Below are 19,141 nucleotides of genomic sequence, written 5' to 3'. Positions count from 1 at the left end.
CTGCTGACAGCATGACGCTGGTCCATTTCCGAGGGATGCTCAATGTTTTACGTGCAACGCGATGCACAGGGTCAGTTGGTTCGCGTGGAAGCTGCGGCCTGGGCCGAGGCCACGGAAACGCTGCCCGCCGACCACCATGAAATCCAGGCCTGGTTTGCCAACGCGGCCGTGGAAAACAGCCTCAAGCAGCTCAAGCAGAGCGACCTGGAGATGATTCGGGTACTCGACGACCTGATTCAGGTCCTGACCCAGAAAGGCGTGATCCGCGTCACCGACCTGCCGGCGGCGGCCCAGGCCAAGCTGATGGACCGTACCCAGGCCCGGGAAGCGTTGGGCGGGTTGAGCCAGTTGATTGATGATGAAGAGACCGGGTTGATCTGATCTGCCCGGAATCAAAAGCCTGCCCTCACCCCAGCCCTCTCCCTGTGGGAGAGGGGGCCGACCGAGGTGTCAGGAGATCTACATCGACCTGAAAAACCGAGTCGATTATGGATTCAGCGAAGCTCTTTCACGTCGGCGTATTACCCCAATATTTCACGGTCAGTTCCCTCTCCCTTTGGGAGAGGGTTAGGGTGAGGGCAGCGACCTCAATGACTCACCGCCAAGGCCGAGGTTCACCGAACAGCTGCCCCTGAACCCCATACAAGCCCATCTCGCGAATCACCGACAGTTCCCCTTCCGTCTCGACCCGCTCCGCAATCAGCGGCAGATCGATGCTGTGCGCCGCCCGCTGGATCGCCTCGATGAACAGGCGCTTGTCGCTCTCCTGGTCGATCGCGCGGATGTAGCTGCCATCGATCTTCAAGTACGCCAGCCCCAGTCGCGCCAGGTTGCCGATCATGCTGAAGCGCCCGCCGAAACGTTGCAGGCTCAGGGAGAAACCGAGTTCGCGCAAACGTCGGGTCAACTGTTCCAGCACCGCTTGTTCCGGCAGTTGCTCCTCGCCGATTTCCAGGGTCAGGCGCGGCCCCAGATTGGAGTGCGAGCGCAGGATCTCGAAGACTTTGTTCAGCGCCTGTGGATCGGCCAGGGTCGCCGAAGACAGGTTCAGCGCCAGGGATTCTTCATGGCCGGCCATTTGCTCCAGCACTCGCTCGAGCATCAACCGGTCCAGTCGTGCAGTCCAGCCAAAGCGCTCCAGCCACGGCAGGAAGCGCCCGGCGGGAATGGTCTGGCCCTGTTCGTCGAGCAGGCGCGACAACACCTTGTAATGCAGCACCAGTTTCGTGTCCTGTGCAGCCACCACCGGCTGGAAGAACAGCTCGAAACGCCGCTGGTTCAACGCCTGATCGAGCAAGCGATGCCAAGCGTGGTGATCGTCGCCGACGTCCGCCACCAGACTCTGATCGAGGCACGCCCAGTTCTGTTCGCCCTGACCTTCGGCCTGAGCCAGGGCCTGATCGCCGAGGCTGAGCACCGATTGTGGGGAATCGCCATGAGCGAACGGCGCCACGCCGATGGAGGCCACGGCGGCCACGTCGGTGGCGCCCGTCGCATGCAGGCTTCCCAAGGCGCTGTCGAGGTTCTGCGCCAGTTGCAGCGCTTCTTCGCGAGTCAGTCCCGGCGCCAGCACGGCGAATTCACCGCCACGGATACGGGTCACGAGGTTCTGGGTTTCCGGGTATTTGGCGCACTCGCGAGAGAGTTGCTGGCCGACCGCCTTCAACAATTCATCGGTACGCTGACCGCCAAGACGCTGGTTCAGCCCGGCCAGATCCTTGACCCGCAGGAGCAACAGATAACCGGAGCTGGCCTGCTCCGGGTTGCTCACCCGGGCGTTCAGTTGCATCTCGAAGTAGCGCCGGTTGGCCAGCCCGGTGAGGTTGTCCTGATAAGACTCGGTGCGCAGTTTTTCACTGCGCTCGGCCTGCTCCTCGAACAGCGCCTTGAGCTTCTCGACCATCTGGTTCATGGCCAGCACCACGCGACGCAGTTCAGGCGTGCGCGGCAGGTCCGGCAGGCTGAGGAATTCGCGACGGGCGATGGCGTGGGACTGCTTGACCATGTAATCCAGCGGTCGCAATTGCCGGCGCAGCAACAGCGCGCCCAGCACCGCACTCACTGCACCGCAGACCAGCAACCAGCCAAGACTGCCCAAGGCGCTCTGCCAGAGTTTGGCCAACGCGAACATCGGGTGGCTGACCACCTCGACCCGCGCCGCCTGTTCCCAGCCACGACTGACCAGCGCATCGCCGCCGGCCGGCTCAAGGCCGATCAGTTTGACGAACCAGTCCGGCACGTTGGTGACGGCGGGAATGCCACTGCGCTCGACGATGGTCTGGTCGGTCTTCAGATCGACCACGCGGATGCTCGAGTAATAGCCGCTGTCGAAGATCGAACTGACCAGCAGCTCGACCATCGCCGGGTCGTCGATGTTCGGGGTCAGCGACAACGCCAGCGCCGTGGCGGCGTCCTGGGCGTGGGAGCGCAACTGGTTGACATACTGGGTGCGCGAGCTCTCCAGGCTGACCATGAAGCTGCCGGTGAAGGCGACCACGAGGAACAGACAGATAGCGATCAACAGCTGTTTGAACAAGGACATCTGAGCGCGTGCTCCTAGTTAGTCGTCTCGACCGGGAATCCTTCGGCCTGCATTTTTTTCAACACATCCTGCCAGCGTGACAGGCGTTTGGTGTCGCCGACCTTTTTGTTGCCCTTGGCCCCCGGCAGGTACAGACCTTCGGCATTGAAAGAGTAGACCGGCAGCAAATCGGTTCGCTCGGACGCCGGCTTGATCGGGTCGATCAGGCTGTCGAGCACCAGCGGCATGGCGTCGGGACTGGAATAGTAGGTCAACACCATGTGCGCGCGGTTCTGGCGCAGGGCCTTGACGTAGGTGATGCGCAATTTGTCACTGGCCACGCCGAGATGGCGCAGGCTGAAATACTTGGCGATCGCGTAGTCTTCGCAGTCACCGGCGCCTTTCCACAAAGCTTCGATGGGTGTCTCCCAATAATCGACCTGACCCCACAGGTCGATGTCCTCGACGTAGCGCATCTGTTTGTTGAAAAACAGGTTCACCACTTTGAGCTTTTCCATCTCGCTGACCTGTTTCTGAGTGGCCAGCAGATTCTGCCAGGCATCGATCCGTTGTTGCCCGGCGCCCAGCGGTCCGTACAATGCCGTGGCCTTGCGGCTGATCGCGGAAAAATCCCAATCGGCATGCAGGCCGCCCAGCATGACGCCGGCCAGCAGCAGCGCGCAGGCGAGCCAGCGCGCAATCCGGGGAATCGCGAAACGTACCGCCAATGCAAGGCATCCAGGGCAGGAGGAAAGGCGTTTGATGGTGAAGGTTAGCCGAGCAAAAAACAATGGCACCCTGAGATCATCGCCCGCGCGCTAAACTTCAGATGTGACAGGGTTCCTCTACACGGTTTGACAACCTGTAGAGCAATCACTAGTGTCCTTTGGATCCAAATTCCGCAGTCAACAGGGTGTGCAGTTGTGACCCAAAAGCCCAAGCCACTCCACAGCATCAAAGTCGAAGGCCCGATTCCCGCGCATCTGGCGCGCTCGGTCATCGAAGAAACCCTGCGCTCGGCGATTCTCGACGGGCGCCTGCCGTGCGGCACCGCCGTGCGCCAACAAGACCTGGCGGACCTGTTCGGCGTCAGCCGCATGCCGGTGCGCGAAGCCTTGCGTCAACTGGAAGCCCAGGGTCTGTTAAGCGTGGTTGCCCACAAAGGCGCCGTGGTAGCGCCGCTGATCCAGGGCGACGCGACCGAAACCTACGAACTGCGCATCCTGCTGGAATCCGAAGCCCTGCGTCAGTCGATCCCGCTGCTGACCAGCGCCGATCACGAGCGCGCCGCCGGCTACATCGAAGAGCTGGAAACCGAGCACGACTACACCGAAATCGGCCGGCTCAACCGCCTGTTCCACATGACGCTTTATTGCAAATCCCCGAACGGCCGTCTGCTGCGGCTGGTCGAGGACGGTTTGAATGAAGAGGAACGCTTCCTGCGCTTCAACCTTGAGGCCATGGGCCTGGGCAAGATCTCCCAGGACGATCACCGTGCGCTTTTGCAGGCCGTGAAGCAACGAGACACCCCGCTCGCTGTGGCGTTGCTGGAGCAGCACCTCAACCGCGGTGTCGAGGTCATCACCCGTTACCTCGCCAGCCCCGCCGCACAAAACCGCAAGACAGCCCGCTGATTCCCCCCTTCCGGGTGAGCTCCCGCTCACCCGGCGAATAACCCGCTTACAAATCCCCACGCCGGTCACGCTCAATTGCCGTGGCACTTCGGCGCCTTCGCTCTAACCTCCCCCTGCTTTGGACAGCCCGGAAATTGCACCGCAAGGAAGTCATTTTCGACGATAGCCGCGGCGCCGATTTACGCGCACCCTTGAATCGCCAACCCAAATAGAACGGGGACGCGCCGCCCCGGCAGCAGTCTCCGCAACAGGAACCTACGGAAGGAGCCTTGTCACGGGAAAAGGAAGATTCGCCGCCGTATCAGGCCAACTTCATCCCCTCAGATCATTTCAATTACTTACTTTAAAAGTTGCTTTGAGTGAGGCATTCACTCTTGTTATTCAATTTTGGCCTTTAAAGGCCGAAAGGAGCAACTACGCCCAAATAAAACTTAAATTAAAAGTTTTATCGACCCCACTCATACTTGAAAAACAGCAAACTTAAATTAATTAAAAATATACTTGTTAAGTTGTTTTGCGATGTATTAGTTTTTCTACGCCGGGTTTTGTACCGAACCGAAAAGCCGGCAAGCTCCAACAATATGGCCCGCTGCACGTCAGCCCTTGCTGACGTTCCGATGTAGCAGGCCTCTCGATACAACTTCAACTTTCATCGAAACGAATGAGGCTATCGCTCGCCTGGAAACTCTATCCAACGTTGTTAGCCATTGATTGAGCAATCCCTATATCCCTATAAGCCAGAGGCTCGCATCATGCCAACTAAAGAACAACTCGCCCAAAAGAAAGCCGAACTCAGCGTTCACCCGATCTTCTCCGAAATCGATTCGCTGTCGGTGTTGCGACGCTTCATGGAATCCCATGTCTTTGCCGTATGGGATTTCATGTCGCTGACCAAACGCCTGCAACAGGAACTGACCTGCACCCGACTGCCGTGGCTGCCACCGCGCGACCCCCATGCCGCACGATTGATCAATGAAATCGTGCTTGGCGAAGAGTCGGACGATCGGCTGTCTCACGGGCATTACAGTCATTTCGAGTTGTACCTGGATGCGATGCGCGAAGTCGGTGCGAGCACCACGGCGGTGGAGCGCTTTGTCGCGCTGCAACAGGAGGGCGTGAGCTATGACGTCGCGCTGCAAAGTGTCGAGGTCGACCCGGCCGCTGCGCAGTTCGTCCGCGACACCTTGCACACCGCGCTGCATGCGCCGGGGCACAGCGTCGCCGCCGCCTTCCTGCATGGCCGCGAGAGCGTGATCCCGACCATGTTCCAGCGCATGCTCGATGCCTGGGGCATCGGTGTCGAACAGGCGCCGACCTTCCGTTACTACCTGGAGCGACACATCGAAGTCGACTCCGAAGACCACGGCCCGGCCGCCGAGCAACTGCTGGAGCGCCTGGTCGATGGCGATCCGCAGCGTGAGGCCGAGGTCTATGCCAGCGCCATCGCTGCCGTGGAAAGCCGCATCGCCCTGTGGGACGGCCTGCGCCTGAGCATGCGCGAGCCGCTGGCGGAGGTGGCCGAATGAACGCCGCCGACTACCAATCCTTCGCCGACGCCTGGGAAAGCCGCGCCACCATCCGCACCCGGCCGCGCCGCGTACTGGAGGACGATGCGCGGCTGATCTATCCGCTCAGCCGCCAACCCTTGGTGCTCAGTGAAACCTTCCTGCGCGAATGCCCGGAACAGCGTGATTTTGCCCTGGTGCAGACGCTGTACAAGTTCATCAACGACGTGGTGATTTTCGAGACCGAGATCGTCGACAAGACCGCCCGCAGCATCGCCAAGAATCGCTTCGCCGTGGCTTTCCCGTTCGCCTGTCGCTACGACGCCATGACCGTGGTCGTGGACGAGGATTACCACGCGCTGGTGGCGATGGATTTCATGCAGCAGACCGTGGCCATGACCGGCATCGAGCCCATCGAGCTGCCAAATGAAATCGAACTGAGCCGGGCGATTCCGGCCGCCGTCGAACTGGCCCCGGAACACTTGCGCAGCGCCGTGGAACTGATCTGCGTGGCCATCGCCGAGAACACCGTGACCGGCGATGTTGCGGCATTCGCCCGGGACGACACGGTCAAGCCGTCGATCAAGGGCCTGATGGCCGACCACTTGCTCGACGAGGGCCGTCATTCGAGTTTCTGGGCACGGATGGTGCGCATCTACTGGCACACCGCGAGCGATGCGGATCGCGAATGCATCGCGCAGATCTTGCCGGTGTTCATCGGCCACTACCTGACCAACGACATCCAGAAGTCCTTCGACCTGCGCCTGATCGATGCCTTGCCGGTCAACGATGCCACCCGCCGCGCACTGAAGGACGAGATGGCCGGGCTGGCCTTCCCGATCAATCGACACCACCCACTGGTGGGCAACATCGTGCGCTTTTTCCACAACAGCTCACTGCTCGACACACCGTGCGTACAGCACGCCCTGCGCGACTACCTGGTTTGACACGGAGGCTGACATGAGACGTCTCGACATTTTGCTGAAGGGCCGCAGCCAGGCCTTGACCGACCTGGCGCTGGAGCTCGAACAACACGGTCATTCATTGCTGTCGGAAGCGGCTCCATCGATGGATCTGGTGATCGACGACGGCAGTCTTGCACCACAGGGTTACGGCGTGACACCGCACCTGACCTTGCGTCTGGGCATCGGTGCAACGGGCGCCGGCGCACTGCCGGTGCTCGATCTGCTATGCCTCTGCAACTCGACACTGCTGAGCCGCGTGCCCATCGCCGACGAACCCTCCGGCAACGGTCAGGCCCTGCGCCAGCGAACACTCGCGCTGGTGGTGGACGAAGTGGCACTGCTGGTCAGCCGTTTTTCCCGCGATGCCGAGTATTTCCAGCATGCGACGACGGCCCGCGCGCCGGACTTCGAGCAGGTGGAAAACCTGCTGTTTATCGACAGCCTGGCCTATGTCCATCGCTTCAATGCCACGGCCAATCCGGCCTTGCTGCAACAGGCGCAGATGCCGGTCATCGAGCGCCTGCAACAGAGCTTGATCGAGCACGCCGAGCGCCCGGCGCTGCACCTCGCCGAGCAGTCGATCAGCTATCGCCAGTTGCATGATCACAGCCGGGCGATCCAGCAGCCGTTGCTGGCAATGCTGGAGGAACATCCGCAACCGTGGGTGGTGGGGATTTGCCTGCCGAAATGCGATGCGCTGTTTGCTTCGATTCTGGCGGTTCTCGGCAGCGGCGCGGTGTATCTGCCGCTGGAGCCAAGCCATCCGCTTCAGCGCCAGCAGTACATTCTGGAAAACGCTGGAGCGGTGTTGTTGCTGCATGACGGCGAACACCCGCTGAGCGATTCGATGCCGGGGCTGGATGTCTGCCGCATCGACCGCACTGAAGTCGATCCGGCGCTACCGCTGATGCTGCGCCGCCCCGAGCTCGATTCACCGTGCATGGCGCTCTACACCTCCGGCACCACCGGGCATCCGAAGGGTGTGCTGCTGAGTCAGGCGAACCTCGCGCACTTCACCGCGTGGTACGCCGATTACGTGCAGTTGCAGGCCGAGAGTCGGGTGCTGCAGTTCTCGTCGCTGAGTTTTGACTCGTCGCTGATCGATATCTTCCCGACCCTGCTCGAAGGCGCGGAACTGGTGGTGCCCGACGACAACCAGCGCCGCGATCCGCTGCAACTGGTGGCGTTGATCCGCCGTCGGCAACTGACCCACGCGTTCCTGCCGCCAGCACTGCTGAGCATTCTGCCGCTGGAGCAGCTGCAAAGCGTCGGGCAGATCATGACCGGCGGCGATGTCTGCGAGCCCTTCGTGATCGAGCAACTGACGCGCCAGGGCAAACTGCACAACCTCTACGGCCCTACCGAAGCCACTGTGCTGATTACCGCGCGGCAGCTGCAACCGGGCGACAGCAATCGCACCCTCGGCGGGCCGATTGCCAACAGTCAGGTGCTGATCCTCGATGACGATCTGCAACCGGTGCCGGAGCAAACGGTGGGCGAATTGTTCATCGTCGGCCCCGGCGTGTGCCTGGGTTACTTGAACAATCCGCAGCAGACCGCCGAGCGCTATCTGGACCTGGCGTTGCCGGGCGGCCAGCGTCTGCGCGCCTACCGCAGCGGCGACATGGCCAAGTGGGGCGAGGACGGCATCGAGCTGTGCGGACGTCGCGACAATCAGGTGAAGATCCGCGGCTTCCGGGTCGAGCCGGAAGAGATCGAACGGTGCCTGCGCGAGAGCCAGCTGTATCGGCAGATCGCCGTGGTGATCGACAGTCAGCGGCGGATTCTGGCGTTCCTCGCCCAGCCGCAATCGGACGCCGCCCGCGATGCGCTGAAGGCACATGCCCAGCAATTCCTGCCCGACTACATGCAGCCCGTGGCGTGGACGGAACTGCCGAACATGCCGTTCGCCGCCAACGGCAAAGTCGACCGCAAGGCGTTGCTGGAGCTGCCGGTCAGTGTGCAGGACAGCGGACCCAAATGCCTGCCGGCCAACGCTGATGAAGCGCTGCTGCTGGAGATCTGGGGCGAGTTGCTGGAGCTGCCGACCAGCGACATTTCCACCGATGAAAGCTTCTTCAATCTCGGCGGTCACTCGATTCTGCTGTCGCGCATGCTCCTGCGTCTGCGGGAGGAATTCGGCCGCAGCATCTCGATCAACCGCTTCATCGAACTGCCGACCATCGCCAAGCTCGCCACGCTGGTGCGCGGCACCGATGACAGCGCGGTGCTCAGCGCCCAGGCCATGGCCGACGCCGAGCGCCCGCTGGATATCGAGCCGTTGCCGATCAGCCGCATGGGCGATGTGCACAAGGTGATCGTCACCGGCGCCAACAGTTTTGTCGGCGTGCACATCGTCGAGGCGTTGCTGGGATGGGGTGCCAGCGAGGTGGCGTGCCTGGTGCGCGACGGCGGCGGGCAAACGGCGGCGCAGCGCTTTGCCCAATCGCTGCGAGAGAATCGGCTGGAGCATCTGGACCTGAGTCGGGTGCGGGTCTATTCGGCGGACATCACCCGGCCGCAACTGGGCCTCGCCGATGACGACTTCGAGCGACTGGATCGCGAGTTCGGCGCCCTGGTGCACAACGCCGCCAACGTCAATCACGTGCTCGATTACGAGTCGCTGGCGGCGGACAACGTCGAGCCGATTTTCGAACTGCTGCGCCTGTGCGAAGGGCGCAGCAAGAAGGTGTTCAATTTCGTTTCGACGCTGTCGGCCTCCAGCACCGTGGATGACGCAGGCCGGGTGCTGGAATTGCCCGCTGCACCGACGCCGCCGATCTACATCCGCAACGGCTACAACCTGTCGAAGTGGGTCGGCGAACGCATCCTCGAACGGGCGCGGGAGCGTGGGGTGCGGGTCAATCTGTATCGGCCCGGCAACATCAGTTTCAACAGCCTCAGCGGCGTCTGCCAGCCGCACAAGAACCGTTTGATGCTGATGCTCAAGGGCTCGATCCAGCTCGGGCAGGTGCCGGCCTTCGCGCTGAATTTCGACCTGATGCCGGTGGACTTTCTCGCCCGTTTCATCGCCTTCCACGCCAGCCGTTACTCGGCCGAACGGGCGGTGTTCAACCTGCACAACCCGGAGCCCCTGAGCTGGGATGCCTACGTCGCGTCATTCCGCGAAACCGGCAGCGAGTTTGCGCTGGTCAGCGTCGCCGACTGGCAACAGCAACTGGGCCGGGTCGATGCCGACAATGCGCTGTTCGGCGTGCTCGGCTTCTACCTCAACGGCTTCGAGGAAGACATCGGCGACATCTCCCTGATCGGCCACGCCAACGCCCAGGCCGGCGTGCAGCAGATGGGCGCGCATTACCCGGAAAAATCCCCGGCGCTGCTGCGTCGCGGCTGCGACTACCTGAAAGAAATCAACTTCATCTGACTCAACCACCAAGGAGCAACACCATGAGCAATCTGCAACCCGACACCCTGATCAAAAACCCTCACGGCTGCCACGTCGTGTCTTCGGTGGAAGTGCCGGTGGACGCCAAACAGGTGTGGGCAGTGGTCGGAAAATTCGACGGCTTCGACCGTTTCATTCCAGCGCTGTCGCACATCGAGATGACCGGCGAAGGCGTGTCTTCCCTGCGCAAGAAATTCTTCAAGGATGGCAACGTGGTAGTCGAGCAACTCAACTCCCGGGACGACCAGGCGCTGAGCATGACCTGGACCACCATCTACAACACCCTGGGCGTGGCCAACCTGTGGGCGGCGATGAATGTGGAATCGCTGGGCGCGGGCAAGTCGCGGGCGACCTGGACGATCATTGCCGAGCCGGCCTCCGGCGGCCCGGAAGCGCTGCCGGGGTTCAAGGATTTCGTCCAGGGATTTGCCGATGACGCCATGGGCAATGTGCTGAAGCTGTTTGTGTAAGGCATGAAAAAGCCCGCTGCGGATCACTCCGCAGCGGGCTTTTTTTGACCGCAAGCGATCAGATCTTGAAGCTGTCGACCAGTTGTTTCAAACGGTTGGCCTGCTGCGACAACGCATCGCAATCCTTCAACGTTTCATTGAGGTTGGCCACGCTCTGCTGGTTCAGCAGGTTGATCTGGTTGACGTCGACGTTGAGGGTTTCCACCACGGCGGTCTGCTCTTCGGTCGCCGCTGCCACCGACTGGTTCATGCCGTCGATTTCACCGATGCGCTGGGTCACGCTGACCAGACGCAGACCGGCCTGGTTCGCCACTTCGACGCTCTCTTCGCTGGACGCCTGACTGGCGTTCATGGTGGTCACCGCTTCGCGGGAGCCGACCTGCAGCGAGGTGATCATCTTGTGGATCTCTTCCGCCGATTCCTGGGTGCGGTGAGCAAGGTTGCGCACCTCGTCCGCCACCACCGCAAAACCACGTCCTGCTTCACCGGCACGGGCCGCTTCGATGGCCGCGTTGAGCGCTAGCAGGTTGGTCTGCTGGGAGATGCCTTTGATCACATCGAGAATGTGGCCGATGTTGTCGGTGCTCGCATTCAGGGTTTCGATCTGGGTGCACGACAGGCTGATCTTCTGCGACAGCTCGGTCATCGCCTGAATCGTCTGCTCGACCACCTGACGACCGTCATCGGCCTGCTCGCTCGCGCCGCTGGCGTGTTGCGAAGCATCGGCGGCGTTGCGGGCGATTTCCTGAGTGGCGGCACCCAGTTGATTGATCGCGGCGGCCACGCTGTTGGTGCGTGCGCTTTGTTCGTCGGAACCGATGATCGAAGCGTTGGAGGATGCCATCACTCGTTGCGACAGGTCGTGTACGTGGCGAGTCGCGGAAGACACTTCGGAAATGGACGCGTGAATACGTTCCACGAACTGGTTGAACGAACTGCCCAGCTCGCCGAACTCGTCCTTGCTTTCCACCACCAGGCGACGGGTCAGGTCACCTTCACCCTGGGCGATGTCCTGCATCGCGCGGCCCATGGTGATCAGCGGACGCATCAGCACAGTGATCAACAGACTCAGGAATACCGCAATTGCGCCTACAGCGACGAACATCGCGATCAGTGCCGAAGTACGGAACTGGCTGAGTGCTGCGTAGGCCTTGTCGCGATCGATCGACAGACCGATGTACCACTCGGCATTCGGCAGACCGGTGACCGGGGTGAACGACAGGATGCGCTCCTGACCGTTGAGCACCACGTTCTGGTTGCCCTTCTGGATGCGCACATCGGCGTTCGGGTAGATGTCCTTGAGGTTCTTCATCACCTGGTCTTTATCCGGGCTGACGATCACCTGACCGTCACCGCTGACCAGGAATGCGTGGCCCAGGCCACCGAAGTCCACCGAGTTGATGATCTTCACCAGGGTTTCCAGGCTCAGGTCACCGCCCACCACACCGAGCAGCTCGCCGTTCTTTTTCACCGGCATGGCGATGGTCACCACCAGACCGCCGACGGCGGCCATGTAGGGCGGGGTCAGCATGGTCTGGTCAGCGGCCACGGCCTGCTTGTACCAAGGGCGCTGACGCGGGTCGTAGCCGTCCGGCATCTTCGCGTCAGGACGCTGGGTGAACACTCCGTTGGCCTGGCCGACGTAGGTGAACTGGAAGTTCGAGGTGAAGGCCGGTTGATCGACCAGCCCCGGGAAATCGGCGTTCTTGCCCTGATGAGCGACGTTCTGCGCGAGGTTTTCCAGCACCAGAATCCGCCCGCTCATCCAGTTCTGCACACTGCTGGCGGTCAGGTCGCCGGCCTGCTGGACGGAGGACTGCAGGTTCTGGCGAATGGTATTTCGCTGCAGATAGTCGTTGTACAAAGTGAACAGCGCGAACGCCAGGACCACGACGCCCGAGGCGGCCAACAGGATTTTATGGCTGAACTTGAGATTCATTTCATGGGACTTCTTATGCCAAAAGTGGGGATGCGTTCCGGATGCAACATTCCATGTACAGCGCAGGCAGCGTTCTGATGGCTGCTCTACTTTGGTGCACGCATGTCTCACCAGTCTGTCGGCACGATTCGGAGAAAACTTAGCGTTTTGTAGGAAATGGACGGCATTTCTGCCAGCTTCCCGCCGAACGGCGTGCCAGAGCGTTCGTCTTTCATTTTTTGATGACTGTTTTGCAGCGCCGGTTGCAAATTCTGTAACCCTTGATGACAATGCGACTAATTATCATTTGTGACGTTCGGGCTGTCGCGTTCATGTCCTCATCTGAGTTTGCAGTACAGGCGCTTTACAGTCGTCATCACGGCTGGCTCAACGGTTGGTTGCGCGCGCGACTGGGCAATGCGGCCGATGCGGCGGATCTGGCGCAGGACACTTTCGTGCGCCTGCTGCAACGCACAGAACGCCTCGAACTCAAGGCGCCCCGTGCGTTTCTGCGCACCATTGCTCGCGGACTGGTGATCGACCATTGGCGTCGCGAAGAAATCGAGCGCGCGTACCTGGAAACCATCGCTCACTTGCCCGAAGCCGAGACACCCGGCGCCGAGGCCCGCGCACTGGTGATCGAACTGCTGGAAAGCATCGCCCGCATGCTTGAAGGACTGAAGCCCAAAGTGCGTCAGGCGTTTCTGCTGGCGCAGTGCGAAGGTATGACCCACAAGCAGATCGCCGAGCAGATGGGCCTGTCCTTGCGCTCGGTGGAACGCTACGTCGCCGATGCGCTGTATCACTGTTACGTGCTGCGGTACGAAAGCTGATGCCGGTGGATAACTTTTCAGCCGCCCGCAGCGCCGAGCCACAGCAGAAAGTGGTCAAACAGGCGATCCACTGGCTGCTGCGCCTGCGCAACAATCATGGCAATTCACGCTTGAACCACCAATGCGAACAGTGGCGCGCCGAGCACCACGATCACGAACTGGCCTGGCAACGGGTGCAGTCGCTGCAAAACGAATTGACCCACAACCTGCGTGCCGTGCCGGGCGCACAAGTCGCATTCAACACATTGGAAAACAGCGCGCAGGGCCTCGGTCGCCGCCAGGCGATGAAACTATTGTCCGGTGCGTTGTTGATGGGCTCCGCCGCATGGCTGGCCAGAGATACGTCGGCCTGGCAGCAATGGAGCGCCGATTACGCCACCGCCACCGGCGAGCGCCGTGGATTCCAGCTGCCCGATGGCACGCGGATCGAACTGAACACGGCCAGCGCCGTGGACCTCGACTATACGGCGCAACAGCGACTGATCAAATTGACTCGGGGCGAGATCATCGTGACCTGCGGCGGCGCCGGCGAAGGTTCGGCGATTGATCGACCGCTGCGAGTGCAAAGTCGTCATGGCACCTATGAGCCGTTCGACGCGCGCTTCATCCTGCGTCAGGAAGCCGATTGCACGCGCCTGAGCGTCACCAGTGGCCGGGTCGCGATTCTTTCGCCACGGTCTGGCGATGGTGCTTCCACCGAGGTGCTTGCCGGTCAGAGTTACTTGATCGACCACCATCAGGCGCGCCCTGCTCCGCCGCTGGACATGGATGCCGGCGCCTGGATCGACGGGCTGATCGTGACGCGCAACATGCGCCTGGGCGACTTCCTCAGAGAGGTTGGTCGCTATCGTCCAGGCTTCTTGAGTTGTGCTGCACAAGTCGCCGATCTGCGTTTGTCCGGCGTGTTCCGCCTCGATGACACCGACAAGCTGCTGGCGATCCTGCCGCAGACCTTGCCGGTGCAGTTGCGCTATCGCACCCGCTGGTGGGTAACGCTGGAACGAGCGGTCTGAAATTTTTTGGCGGGTTTTCGTGGCACGACCGGCTTAGTCAGTAAGCACTTCAATTCAGCCTTCGCGACTTGCCACGGAAACCTACAATGACTGCGCGCGTTACCTGTAAGAACCCTCTGAATTTCACTGCCGAATCGGGCCTTCTGCGCCAAGCGATTCGGGCCGCGTTGTTCTCCACCGCACTGGGCGTCGGCCTGCTGCCGAACCTGAGCGTCGCGGCGAGCGCCAGTGAGGTCAACAGCCACCGCTACAACATCGCCGCCGGGCCATTGGGCGAGGCGCTGAATCAGTTTGCGCGCCAGGCCGGCATCACCTTGTCGATGACCCCGCAGCAAACTCAAGGCCGACAATCACCCGGCGTGCAGGGCGAGTATTCGACCGATCAGGCGTTGAGCCATCTGCTGGGCGGCTCAGGTCTGGAGGCGGTCAGCCAGGACGGCAGCAGCTACGTCCTGCGCTCGATTGCGGAAACCGAAGCACTGGCCCTGCCAACCACCGATATTAAAGGCTTCGCCCTCGGCAACGCACTGGGCAGCATGGACGGCTACAACGCGACACACAGTCAGATCGCCACCAAAACCAGTACCGCGCTGCTGGAAACGTCGCAAAGCGTGTCCGTGGTCACCCGCGAGCAAATGGACGATCAGGGCTCGCAAACCGTGTCCCAGGCCATGCGCTACACCCCCGGCGTGCTGACCAACCCCTATGGCGCCACACACCGTTACGACTACGTGGCGATGCGCGGCTTCAACGATGGTTCGGTGGATAACATCTATCTAGACGGCCTCAAATCCATGGGCGACAGCGGCACCTACAGCACGATGCAGGTCGATCCGTATTTCCTCGAGCGAGTCGATATCCTGAAAGGCCCGTCGTCGGTGCTCTACGGCCGTAGCTCCCCGGGCGGCCTGGTGGCACTGACCAGCAAGAAACCGCTGTACGAGGCCTATCATCAGGTTCAAGCCACCGTTGGCACTCAGGGCCAGCGCGGTGTCGGTTTTGACTTCAGCGGCCCGGTCGATGACGACAAGCGTATCGCCTATCGTCTGATCGGTTTGACGGATCAGTCCGACACGCAATTCGACCACAACAAGGAAAAGCGCTTCGCTCTCGCACCGACCGTCAGCATCGACTTCAACGAAGATACTTCGCTGACCCTGCAGGCCTATCTGCAGCATGACCCGGATGGCGGCTACCACGGTGGCGTGCCGGCCGACGGCACGATTCATCAGCGCAACGGCAACCGCATCTCGCCGCACTTCTTCGAAGGCGAACCGGGAGTCGATGGCTATTCCCGCGATCAGCAGTCGTTCGGCTATCAGTTCGAGCATCGCTTCAACGACGTCTTCACCGCGCGGCAGAATTTCCGTTACCTCGACTCCAAAGTGAACATGGATCAGGTGTACGCCTATGGCTGGACGTCGCCGACCAGCAACGAACTGAATCGCTACTACACCGGCGGTGACGAGCGCCTGCATGCATTCATCGTCGACAACATGCTCCAGGCCGAATTCTTCACCGGCGCGACCAAGCACACGGTGCTGATGGGGGCGGATTACCAGCGGCGCAAAACCGTGGTCGACTGGACCAGCGGAGGTCTGGCGCCGATCAATGCGTTCAATCCGGTGTACGGCAATGCCGCCATCGATATGTATGGTGAGACCAGTTATCTGCGGCGCCTGGAGCAGACCGGGGTTTACCTGCAGGACCTGATTGAAATGGACAAATGGCGCTTCTCGCTCGGGCTACGTCAGGACTGGGTAGAGACGTCCGAGGAGAACCGGATTGCCGAAGTGAGCCGCCCGGTCGGCACTGAGATCAGTGACAAACGCACCAAACTGACGGGCCGTGTCGGGGCGCTCTATCTGTTCGATAACGGCCTGGCGCCGTACATCAGCTACTCGGAGTCGTTCAACCCGAACTCCTATGCCGACAGCGCCGGTAATCCACTGGCCCCGACGGATGGCACGCAGTGGGAGGCAGGTCTGAAGTACCAGCCACCCAGCACCGACAATCTGTTCACGGCCTCGCTGTTCCGCATCGATCAGGAAAACCTGGCGACCAAACTGCCGCAGGAGAACTTCTATCGCGCTGTAGGCGCTGTCCGCTCTCAGGGTCTGGAACTGGAAGCGCATATGCAGCTCACCGACAATCTGAAAGTGCTCGGTAGTTACACTTTCACCGATATCGAATACTCGAAGTCGATGGTCAGCACCCTGAGTACCCCGACAAACGTGATCGAGAACAAAGGCAACTCGCCAACCCAGGCGCCGCGGCACATGGCTTCGCTGTGGGCGGACTACAAGTTCGACAGCGCGGCGCTTGATGGCTTGCGAGTGGGCGGTGGTGTGCGTTACGTCGGCTATAGCTGGGCGGATGCAGAGAACACCATGAAGGTGCCGTCCTACACCTTGTTCGACGCGTCGATCGGTTATGACCTGGGCAAGGTTGGTTTGAAGGGCGTCGATGTACGCCTGAATGCGAACAACCTGACCAATGAATCCTACGTGGCTTCCTGCGCCAGTCTGAACTTCTGCTACATGGGCGAAGAGCGCAACGTCGCTGCCACGGTCAGCTACCAGTTCTAAGCCTTTGTCTTGTGCATAAAAAAGCCAGTCCCTGATCTTCAGGGACTGGCTTTGTCGTATTCGTGGGGAAATTTTCATGCGTTCGTTTTTGGTTTTACTGCACCGGTATATCGGGCTGGCCACGGCGGCTTTTCTGTTGTTGGCGGGGATTACGGGGAGCATTCTCGCGTTCAACCATGAGTTGGATGAGTGGCTGAACCCGGGGTTTTATGCAGCTTCGGCTGAGGGGCAGCGTTTACTGCCAGGCGATTTGGTCGATGCGGTGCAATCCGTACATCCCAAGCTTCAGGTCTGGTACATGGAGTACCCGAATGAGGCAGGCCACACAGCCTTGCTGGCGGCAGTTCCACGTAGTGATCCGGCGACGGGCAAACCTTTCGATGAGCGTAATCAGGTGTTTTACCTCGATCCGGTCAGCGGCGAACAAAAGGGCCAGCGCTATTGGGGCGAGTGCTGTTTCCAGCGAAAGAACTTTGTTCCGTTCATTCTCGAGTTCCACTACAACCTGACGCTGCCCGGGAATTGGGGGTTGCTGTTGATGGGGTTGGTGGCCATTGCCTGGGTGATCGATTGCTTTATCGCTCTCTGGCTGACGTTGCCGCGAGGCAAACCCTTTTGGAGGAAGTGGTCGAGCGCCTGGAAGATCAAGGGCGGGCATGCCTATCGGCTCAACTTCGATCTGCATCGGGCGGGGGGCTTGTGGCTATGGTTGTTATTGCTGCCGATAGCCGTCAGCAGCGTGGCCATGAACTTGCCGAGCCAGGTCTTCAAACCGGTGGTGTCGCTGTTTTCTCCGATTGAACCGAGCGTATATGAGGCCCGAGGTCGAATGCCTGCCGATGAGTTAGGGATCACTCGCTTGAGTTATCAACAGGCCTACGAAAGGGCCCAGCAGGAGGGAAAAAGGTTGGGGCTTACAGCGGCTATCGGGGAGTTGTATTACAGCTTTGAGTACAACTTCTACGGCGCAGGGTTTGGACAGCATGACACCGAGGCCCACGGCAAATCCTGGTTGTTCTTCCACGGTACCGACGGACGATTACTGGGGCAGGAGATTGCAGGAGAAGGGACGTTGGGAGAGCGGTTTTATCGGTTGCAGCTGCCGATACACGGGGGACGGATCATAGGCTTTACCGGGCAAGTGATGATCGCGGTATTGGGTGTTCTGATTGCGGGGTTGTCCGGGACTGGCGTCTACATCTGGTGGCGAAAATGGCAGGCTCGTCGAAGCAGCAAGGCACGCAGAGCAGTTTGAAGATGGGGCTTTTGCAGGCTCTGAAACGACAAAACCCCTGTCTGCATTCGCAGACAGGGGTTTCGGAATTTAATCTTGACGATGACCTACTCTCACATGGGGAAACCCCACACTACCATCGGCGATGCATCGTTTCACTTCTGAGTTCGGGATGGGATCAGGTGGTTCCAACGCTCTATGGTCGTCAAGAAATTCTGTGACCAGCCCGTTACCGCAGTAACGCACCGGCAAAAACTGGTGACTTCTACTAAAACAAAACCCCAACTGCTTTCGCAATTGGGGTTTCGGAATTTAATCTTGACGATGACCTACTCTCACATGGGGAAACCCCACACTACCATCGGCGATGCATCGTTTCACTTCTGAGTTCGGGATGGGATCAGGTGGTTCCAACGCTCTATGGTCGTCAAGAAATTCGGGTACTGACTCGTGACCGGTTGGCCTCGCTTCAGCAAATTGGGTATGGGATAGTTTTCGGTGTTTTGTAAGCGTCGAACTTTCGGTTCTTTCGTCTTCACACACCGCAATCTGGCCTCTTTCGAGTCTGCAGATTGCTTGGGTGTTATATGGTCAAGCCTCACGGGCAATTAGTATTGGTTAGCTCAACGCCTCACAGCGCTTACACACCCAACCTATCAACGTCGTAGTCTTCGACGGCCCTTCAGGGAACTCAAGGTTCCAGTGAGATCTCATCTTGAGGCAAGTTTCCCGCTTAGATGCTTTCAGCGGTTATCTTTTCCGAACATAGCTACCCGGCAATGCCACTGGCGTGACAACCGGAACACCAGAGGTTCGTCCACTCCGGTCCTCTCGTACTAGGAGCAGCCCCTCTCAAATCTCAAACGTCCACGGCAGATAGGGACCGAACTGTCTCACGACGTTCTAAACCCAGCTCGCGTACCACTTTAAATGGCGAACAGCCATACCCTTGGGACCGGCTTCAGCCCCAGGATGTGATGAGCCGACATCGAGGTGCCAAACACCGCCGTCGATATGAACTCTTGGGCGGTATCAGCCTGTTATCCCCGGAGTA

Annotated in this window: 13 protein-coding genes and 3 rRNA genes (1 of these 16 running past the window's edge); 10 read left to right on the top strand and 6 right to left on the bottom strand. The window is 60.3% G+C overall.

Going from position 1 to position 19,141, the window contains the following annotated elements:
• Window positions 1–42 precede the first annotated feature (42 nt).
• Window positions 43–381 (top strand): tryptophan synthase subunit beta, encoded by a 339-nt coding sequence (locus R1A29_RS00095; protein WP_438300305.1) that lies wholly within the window; start codon window positions 43–45, stop codon window positions 379–381.
• A 214-nt stretch (window positions 382–595) separates the two neighbouring features.
• Here R1A29_RS00095 and lapD read toward each other — a convergent pair whose 3' ends face one another.
• Window positions 596–2,542, bottom strand: a complete 1,947-nt coding sequence (lapD, locus tag R1A29_RS00090) for a cyclic di-GMP receptor LapD (protein WP_438300304.1) — start codon at window positions 2,540–2,542, stop codon at window positions 596–598.
• Window positions 2,543–2,556: 14 nt separating this feature from the next.
• Entirely contained in the window at window positions 2,557–3,249 is a 693-nt protein-coding gene (gene lapG, locus R1A29_RS00085) for a cysteine protease LapG (RefSeq protein ID WP_119428526.1), read from the bottom strand.
• Window positions 3,250–3,444: 195 nt separating this feature from the next.
• Between lapG and R1A29_RS00080 the strand changes: the two genes are divergently transcribed.
• The 5 genes from R1A29_RS00080 (at window position 3,445) to R1A29_RS00060 (ending at window position 10,501) form a co-directional block, all read left to right on the top strand.
• Complete coding sequence (locus R1A29_RS00080) at window positions 3,445–4,155, top strand: GntR family transcriptional regulator (RefSeq protein ID WP_438300303.1); 711 nt, start codon at window positions 3,445–3,447, stop codon at window positions 4,153–4,155.
• Between the two features lie 752 nt (window positions 4,156–4,907).
• Window positions 4,908–5,681, top strand: coding sequence for a DUF3050 domain-containing protein (locus tag R1A29_RS00075; RefSeq protein WP_408987243.1), 774 nt, complete (start codon window positions 4,908–4,910; stop codon window positions 5,679–5,681).
• Window positions 5,678–6,607, top strand: coding sequence for a diiron oxygenase (locus tag R1A29_RS00070; protein WP_127796537.1), 930 nt, complete (start codon window positions 5,678–5,680; stop codon window positions 6,605–6,607). Before R1A29_RS00075 ends, R1A29_RS00070 begins: the two co-directional genes overlap by 4 nt.
• A 13-nt stretch (window positions 6,608–6,620) precedes the next feature.
• Window positions 6,621–10,010, top strand: a complete 3,390-nt coding sequence (locus R1A29_RS00065) for an amino acid adenylation domain-containing protein (protein WP_438300302.1) — start codon at window positions 6,621–6,623, stop codon at window positions 10,008–10,010.
• Window positions 10,011–10,033: 23 nt separating this feature from the next.
• The gene (locus R1A29_RS00060) at window positions 10,034–10,501 is read left to right on the top strand and encodes an SRPBCC family protein (protein WP_085748542.1); all 468 of its coding nucleotides are present in this window, start codon (window positions 10,034–10,036) and stop codon (window positions 10,499–10,501) included.
• 58 nt (window positions 10,502–10,559) lie between these two features.
• On the opposite strand, the gene R1A29_RS00055 is transcribed toward R1A29_RS00060, so the two are convergent.
• The gene (locus R1A29_RS00055) at window positions 10,560–12,440 is read right to left on the bottom strand and encodes a methyl-accepting chemotaxis protein (RefSeq protein ID WP_085712595.1); all 1,881 of its coding nucleotides are present in this window, start codon (window positions 12,438–12,440) and stop codon (window positions 10,560–10,562) included.
• A 311-nt stretch (window positions 12,441–12,751) separates the two neighbouring features.
• Between R1A29_RS00055 and R1A29_RS00050 the strand changes: the two genes are divergently transcribed.
• From R1A29_RS00050 to R1A29_RS00035, 4 genes are all read left to right on the top strand, one after another.
• Window positions 12,752–13,252: a sigma-70 family RNA polymerase sigma factor gene (locus R1A29_RS00050; RefSeq protein ID WP_438300301.1), complete on the top strand. Its 501-nt coding sequence runs from the start codon at window positions 12,752–12,754 to the stop codon at window positions 13,250–13,252.
• Complete coding sequence (locus tag R1A29_RS00045; RefSeq protein ID WP_438300300.1) at window positions 13,252–14,265, top strand: FecR domain-containing protein; 1,014 nt, start codon at window positions 13,252–13,254, stop codon at window positions 14,263–14,265. Before R1A29_RS00050 ends, R1A29_RS00045 begins: the two co-directional genes overlap by 1 nt.
• Window positions 14,266–14,351: 86 nt before the next feature.
• Complete coding sequence (locus tag R1A29_RS00040) at window positions 14,352–16,853, top strand: TonB-dependent siderophore receptor (RefSeq protein ID WP_438300299.1); 2,502 nt, start codon at window positions 14,352–14,354, stop codon at window positions 16,851–16,853.
• A gap of 76 nt (window positions 16,854–16,929) precedes the next feature.
• Window positions 16,930–18,108, top strand: coding sequence for a PepSY-associated TM helix domain-containing protein (locus R1A29_RS00035; RefSeq protein ID WP_438300298.1), 1,179 nt, complete (start codon window positions 16,930–16,932; stop codon window positions 18,106–18,108).
• A 73-nt stretch (window positions 18,109–18,181) separates the two neighbouring features.
• Here the strand turns inward: R1A29_RS00035 and rrf (R1A29_RS00030) are convergent.
• From rrf (R1A29_RS00030) to R1A29_RS00020, 3 genes are all read right to left on the bottom strand, one after another.
• A 5S ribosomal RNA gene (rrf, locus tag R1A29_RS00030) occupies window positions 18,182–18,297 on the bottom strand.
• Window positions 18,298–18,403: 106 nt separating this feature from the next.
• Window positions 18,404–18,519, bottom strand: a 5S ribosomal RNA gene (gene rrf / locus R1A29_RS00025).
• Between the two features lie 155 nt (window positions 18,520–18,674).
• A 23S ribosomal RNA gene (locus tag R1A29_RS00020) occupies window positions 18,675–19,141 on the bottom strand (it continues 2,424 nt past the right edge of the window).

Source organism: Pseudomonas sp. NMS19W (assembly GCF_051554255.1).
GTDB lineage: Bacteria > Pseudomonadota > Gammaproteobacteria > Pseudomonadales > Pseudomonadaceae > Aquipseudomonas > Aquipseudomonas kribbensis.
This window is presented reverse-complemented; position numbering and strand designations above follow the sequence as displayed.

Bases quoted from the DNA above. Each gene is read 5' to 3' on its own strand.
- R1A29_RS00095 (WP_438300305.1), top strand. From the start codon at position 43: ATGTTTTACGTGCAACGCGATGCACAGGGTCAGTTGGTTCGCGTGGAA.
- lapD (WP_438300304.1), bottom strand. From the start codon at position 2,542: ATGTCCTTGTTCAAACAGCTGTTGATCGCTATCTGTCTGTTCCTCGTG.
- R1A29_RS00075 (WP_408987243.1), top strand. From the start codon at position 4,908: ATGCCAACTAAAGAACAACTCGCCCAAAAGAAAGCCGAACTCAGCGTT.
- R1A29_RS00070 (WP_127796537.1), top strand. From the start codon at position 5,678: ATGAACGCCGCCGACTACCAATCCTTCGCCGACGCCTGGGAAAGCCGC.
- R1A29_RS00065 (WP_438300302.1), top strand. From the start codon at position 6,621: ATGAGACGTCTCGACATTTTGCTGAAGGGCCGCAGCCAGGCCTTGACC.
- R1A29_RS00060 (WP_085748542.1), top strand. From the start codon at position 10,034: ATGAGCAATCTGCAACCCGACACCCTGATCAAAAACCCTCACGGCTGC.
- R1A29_RS00055 (WP_085712595.1), bottom strand. From the start codon at position 12,440: ATGAATCTCAAGTTCAGCCATAAAATCCTGTTGGCCGCCTCGGGCGTC.
- R1A29_RS00050 (WP_438300301.1), top strand. From the start codon at position 12,752: ATGTCCTCATCTGAGTTTGCAGTACAGGCGCTTTACAGTCGTCATCAC.
- R1A29_RS00045 (WP_438300300.1), top strand. From the start codon at position 13,252: ATGCCGGTGGATAACTTTTCAGCCGCCCGCAGCGCCGAGCCACAGCAG.
- R1A29_RS00040 (WP_438300299.1), top strand. From the start codon at position 14,352: ATGACTGCGCGCGTTACCTGTAAGAACCCTCTGAATTTCACTGCCGAA.
- R1A29_RS00035 (WP_438300298.1), top strand. From the start codon at position 16,930: ATGCGTTCGTTTTTGGTTTTACTGCACCGGTATATCGGGCTGGCCACG.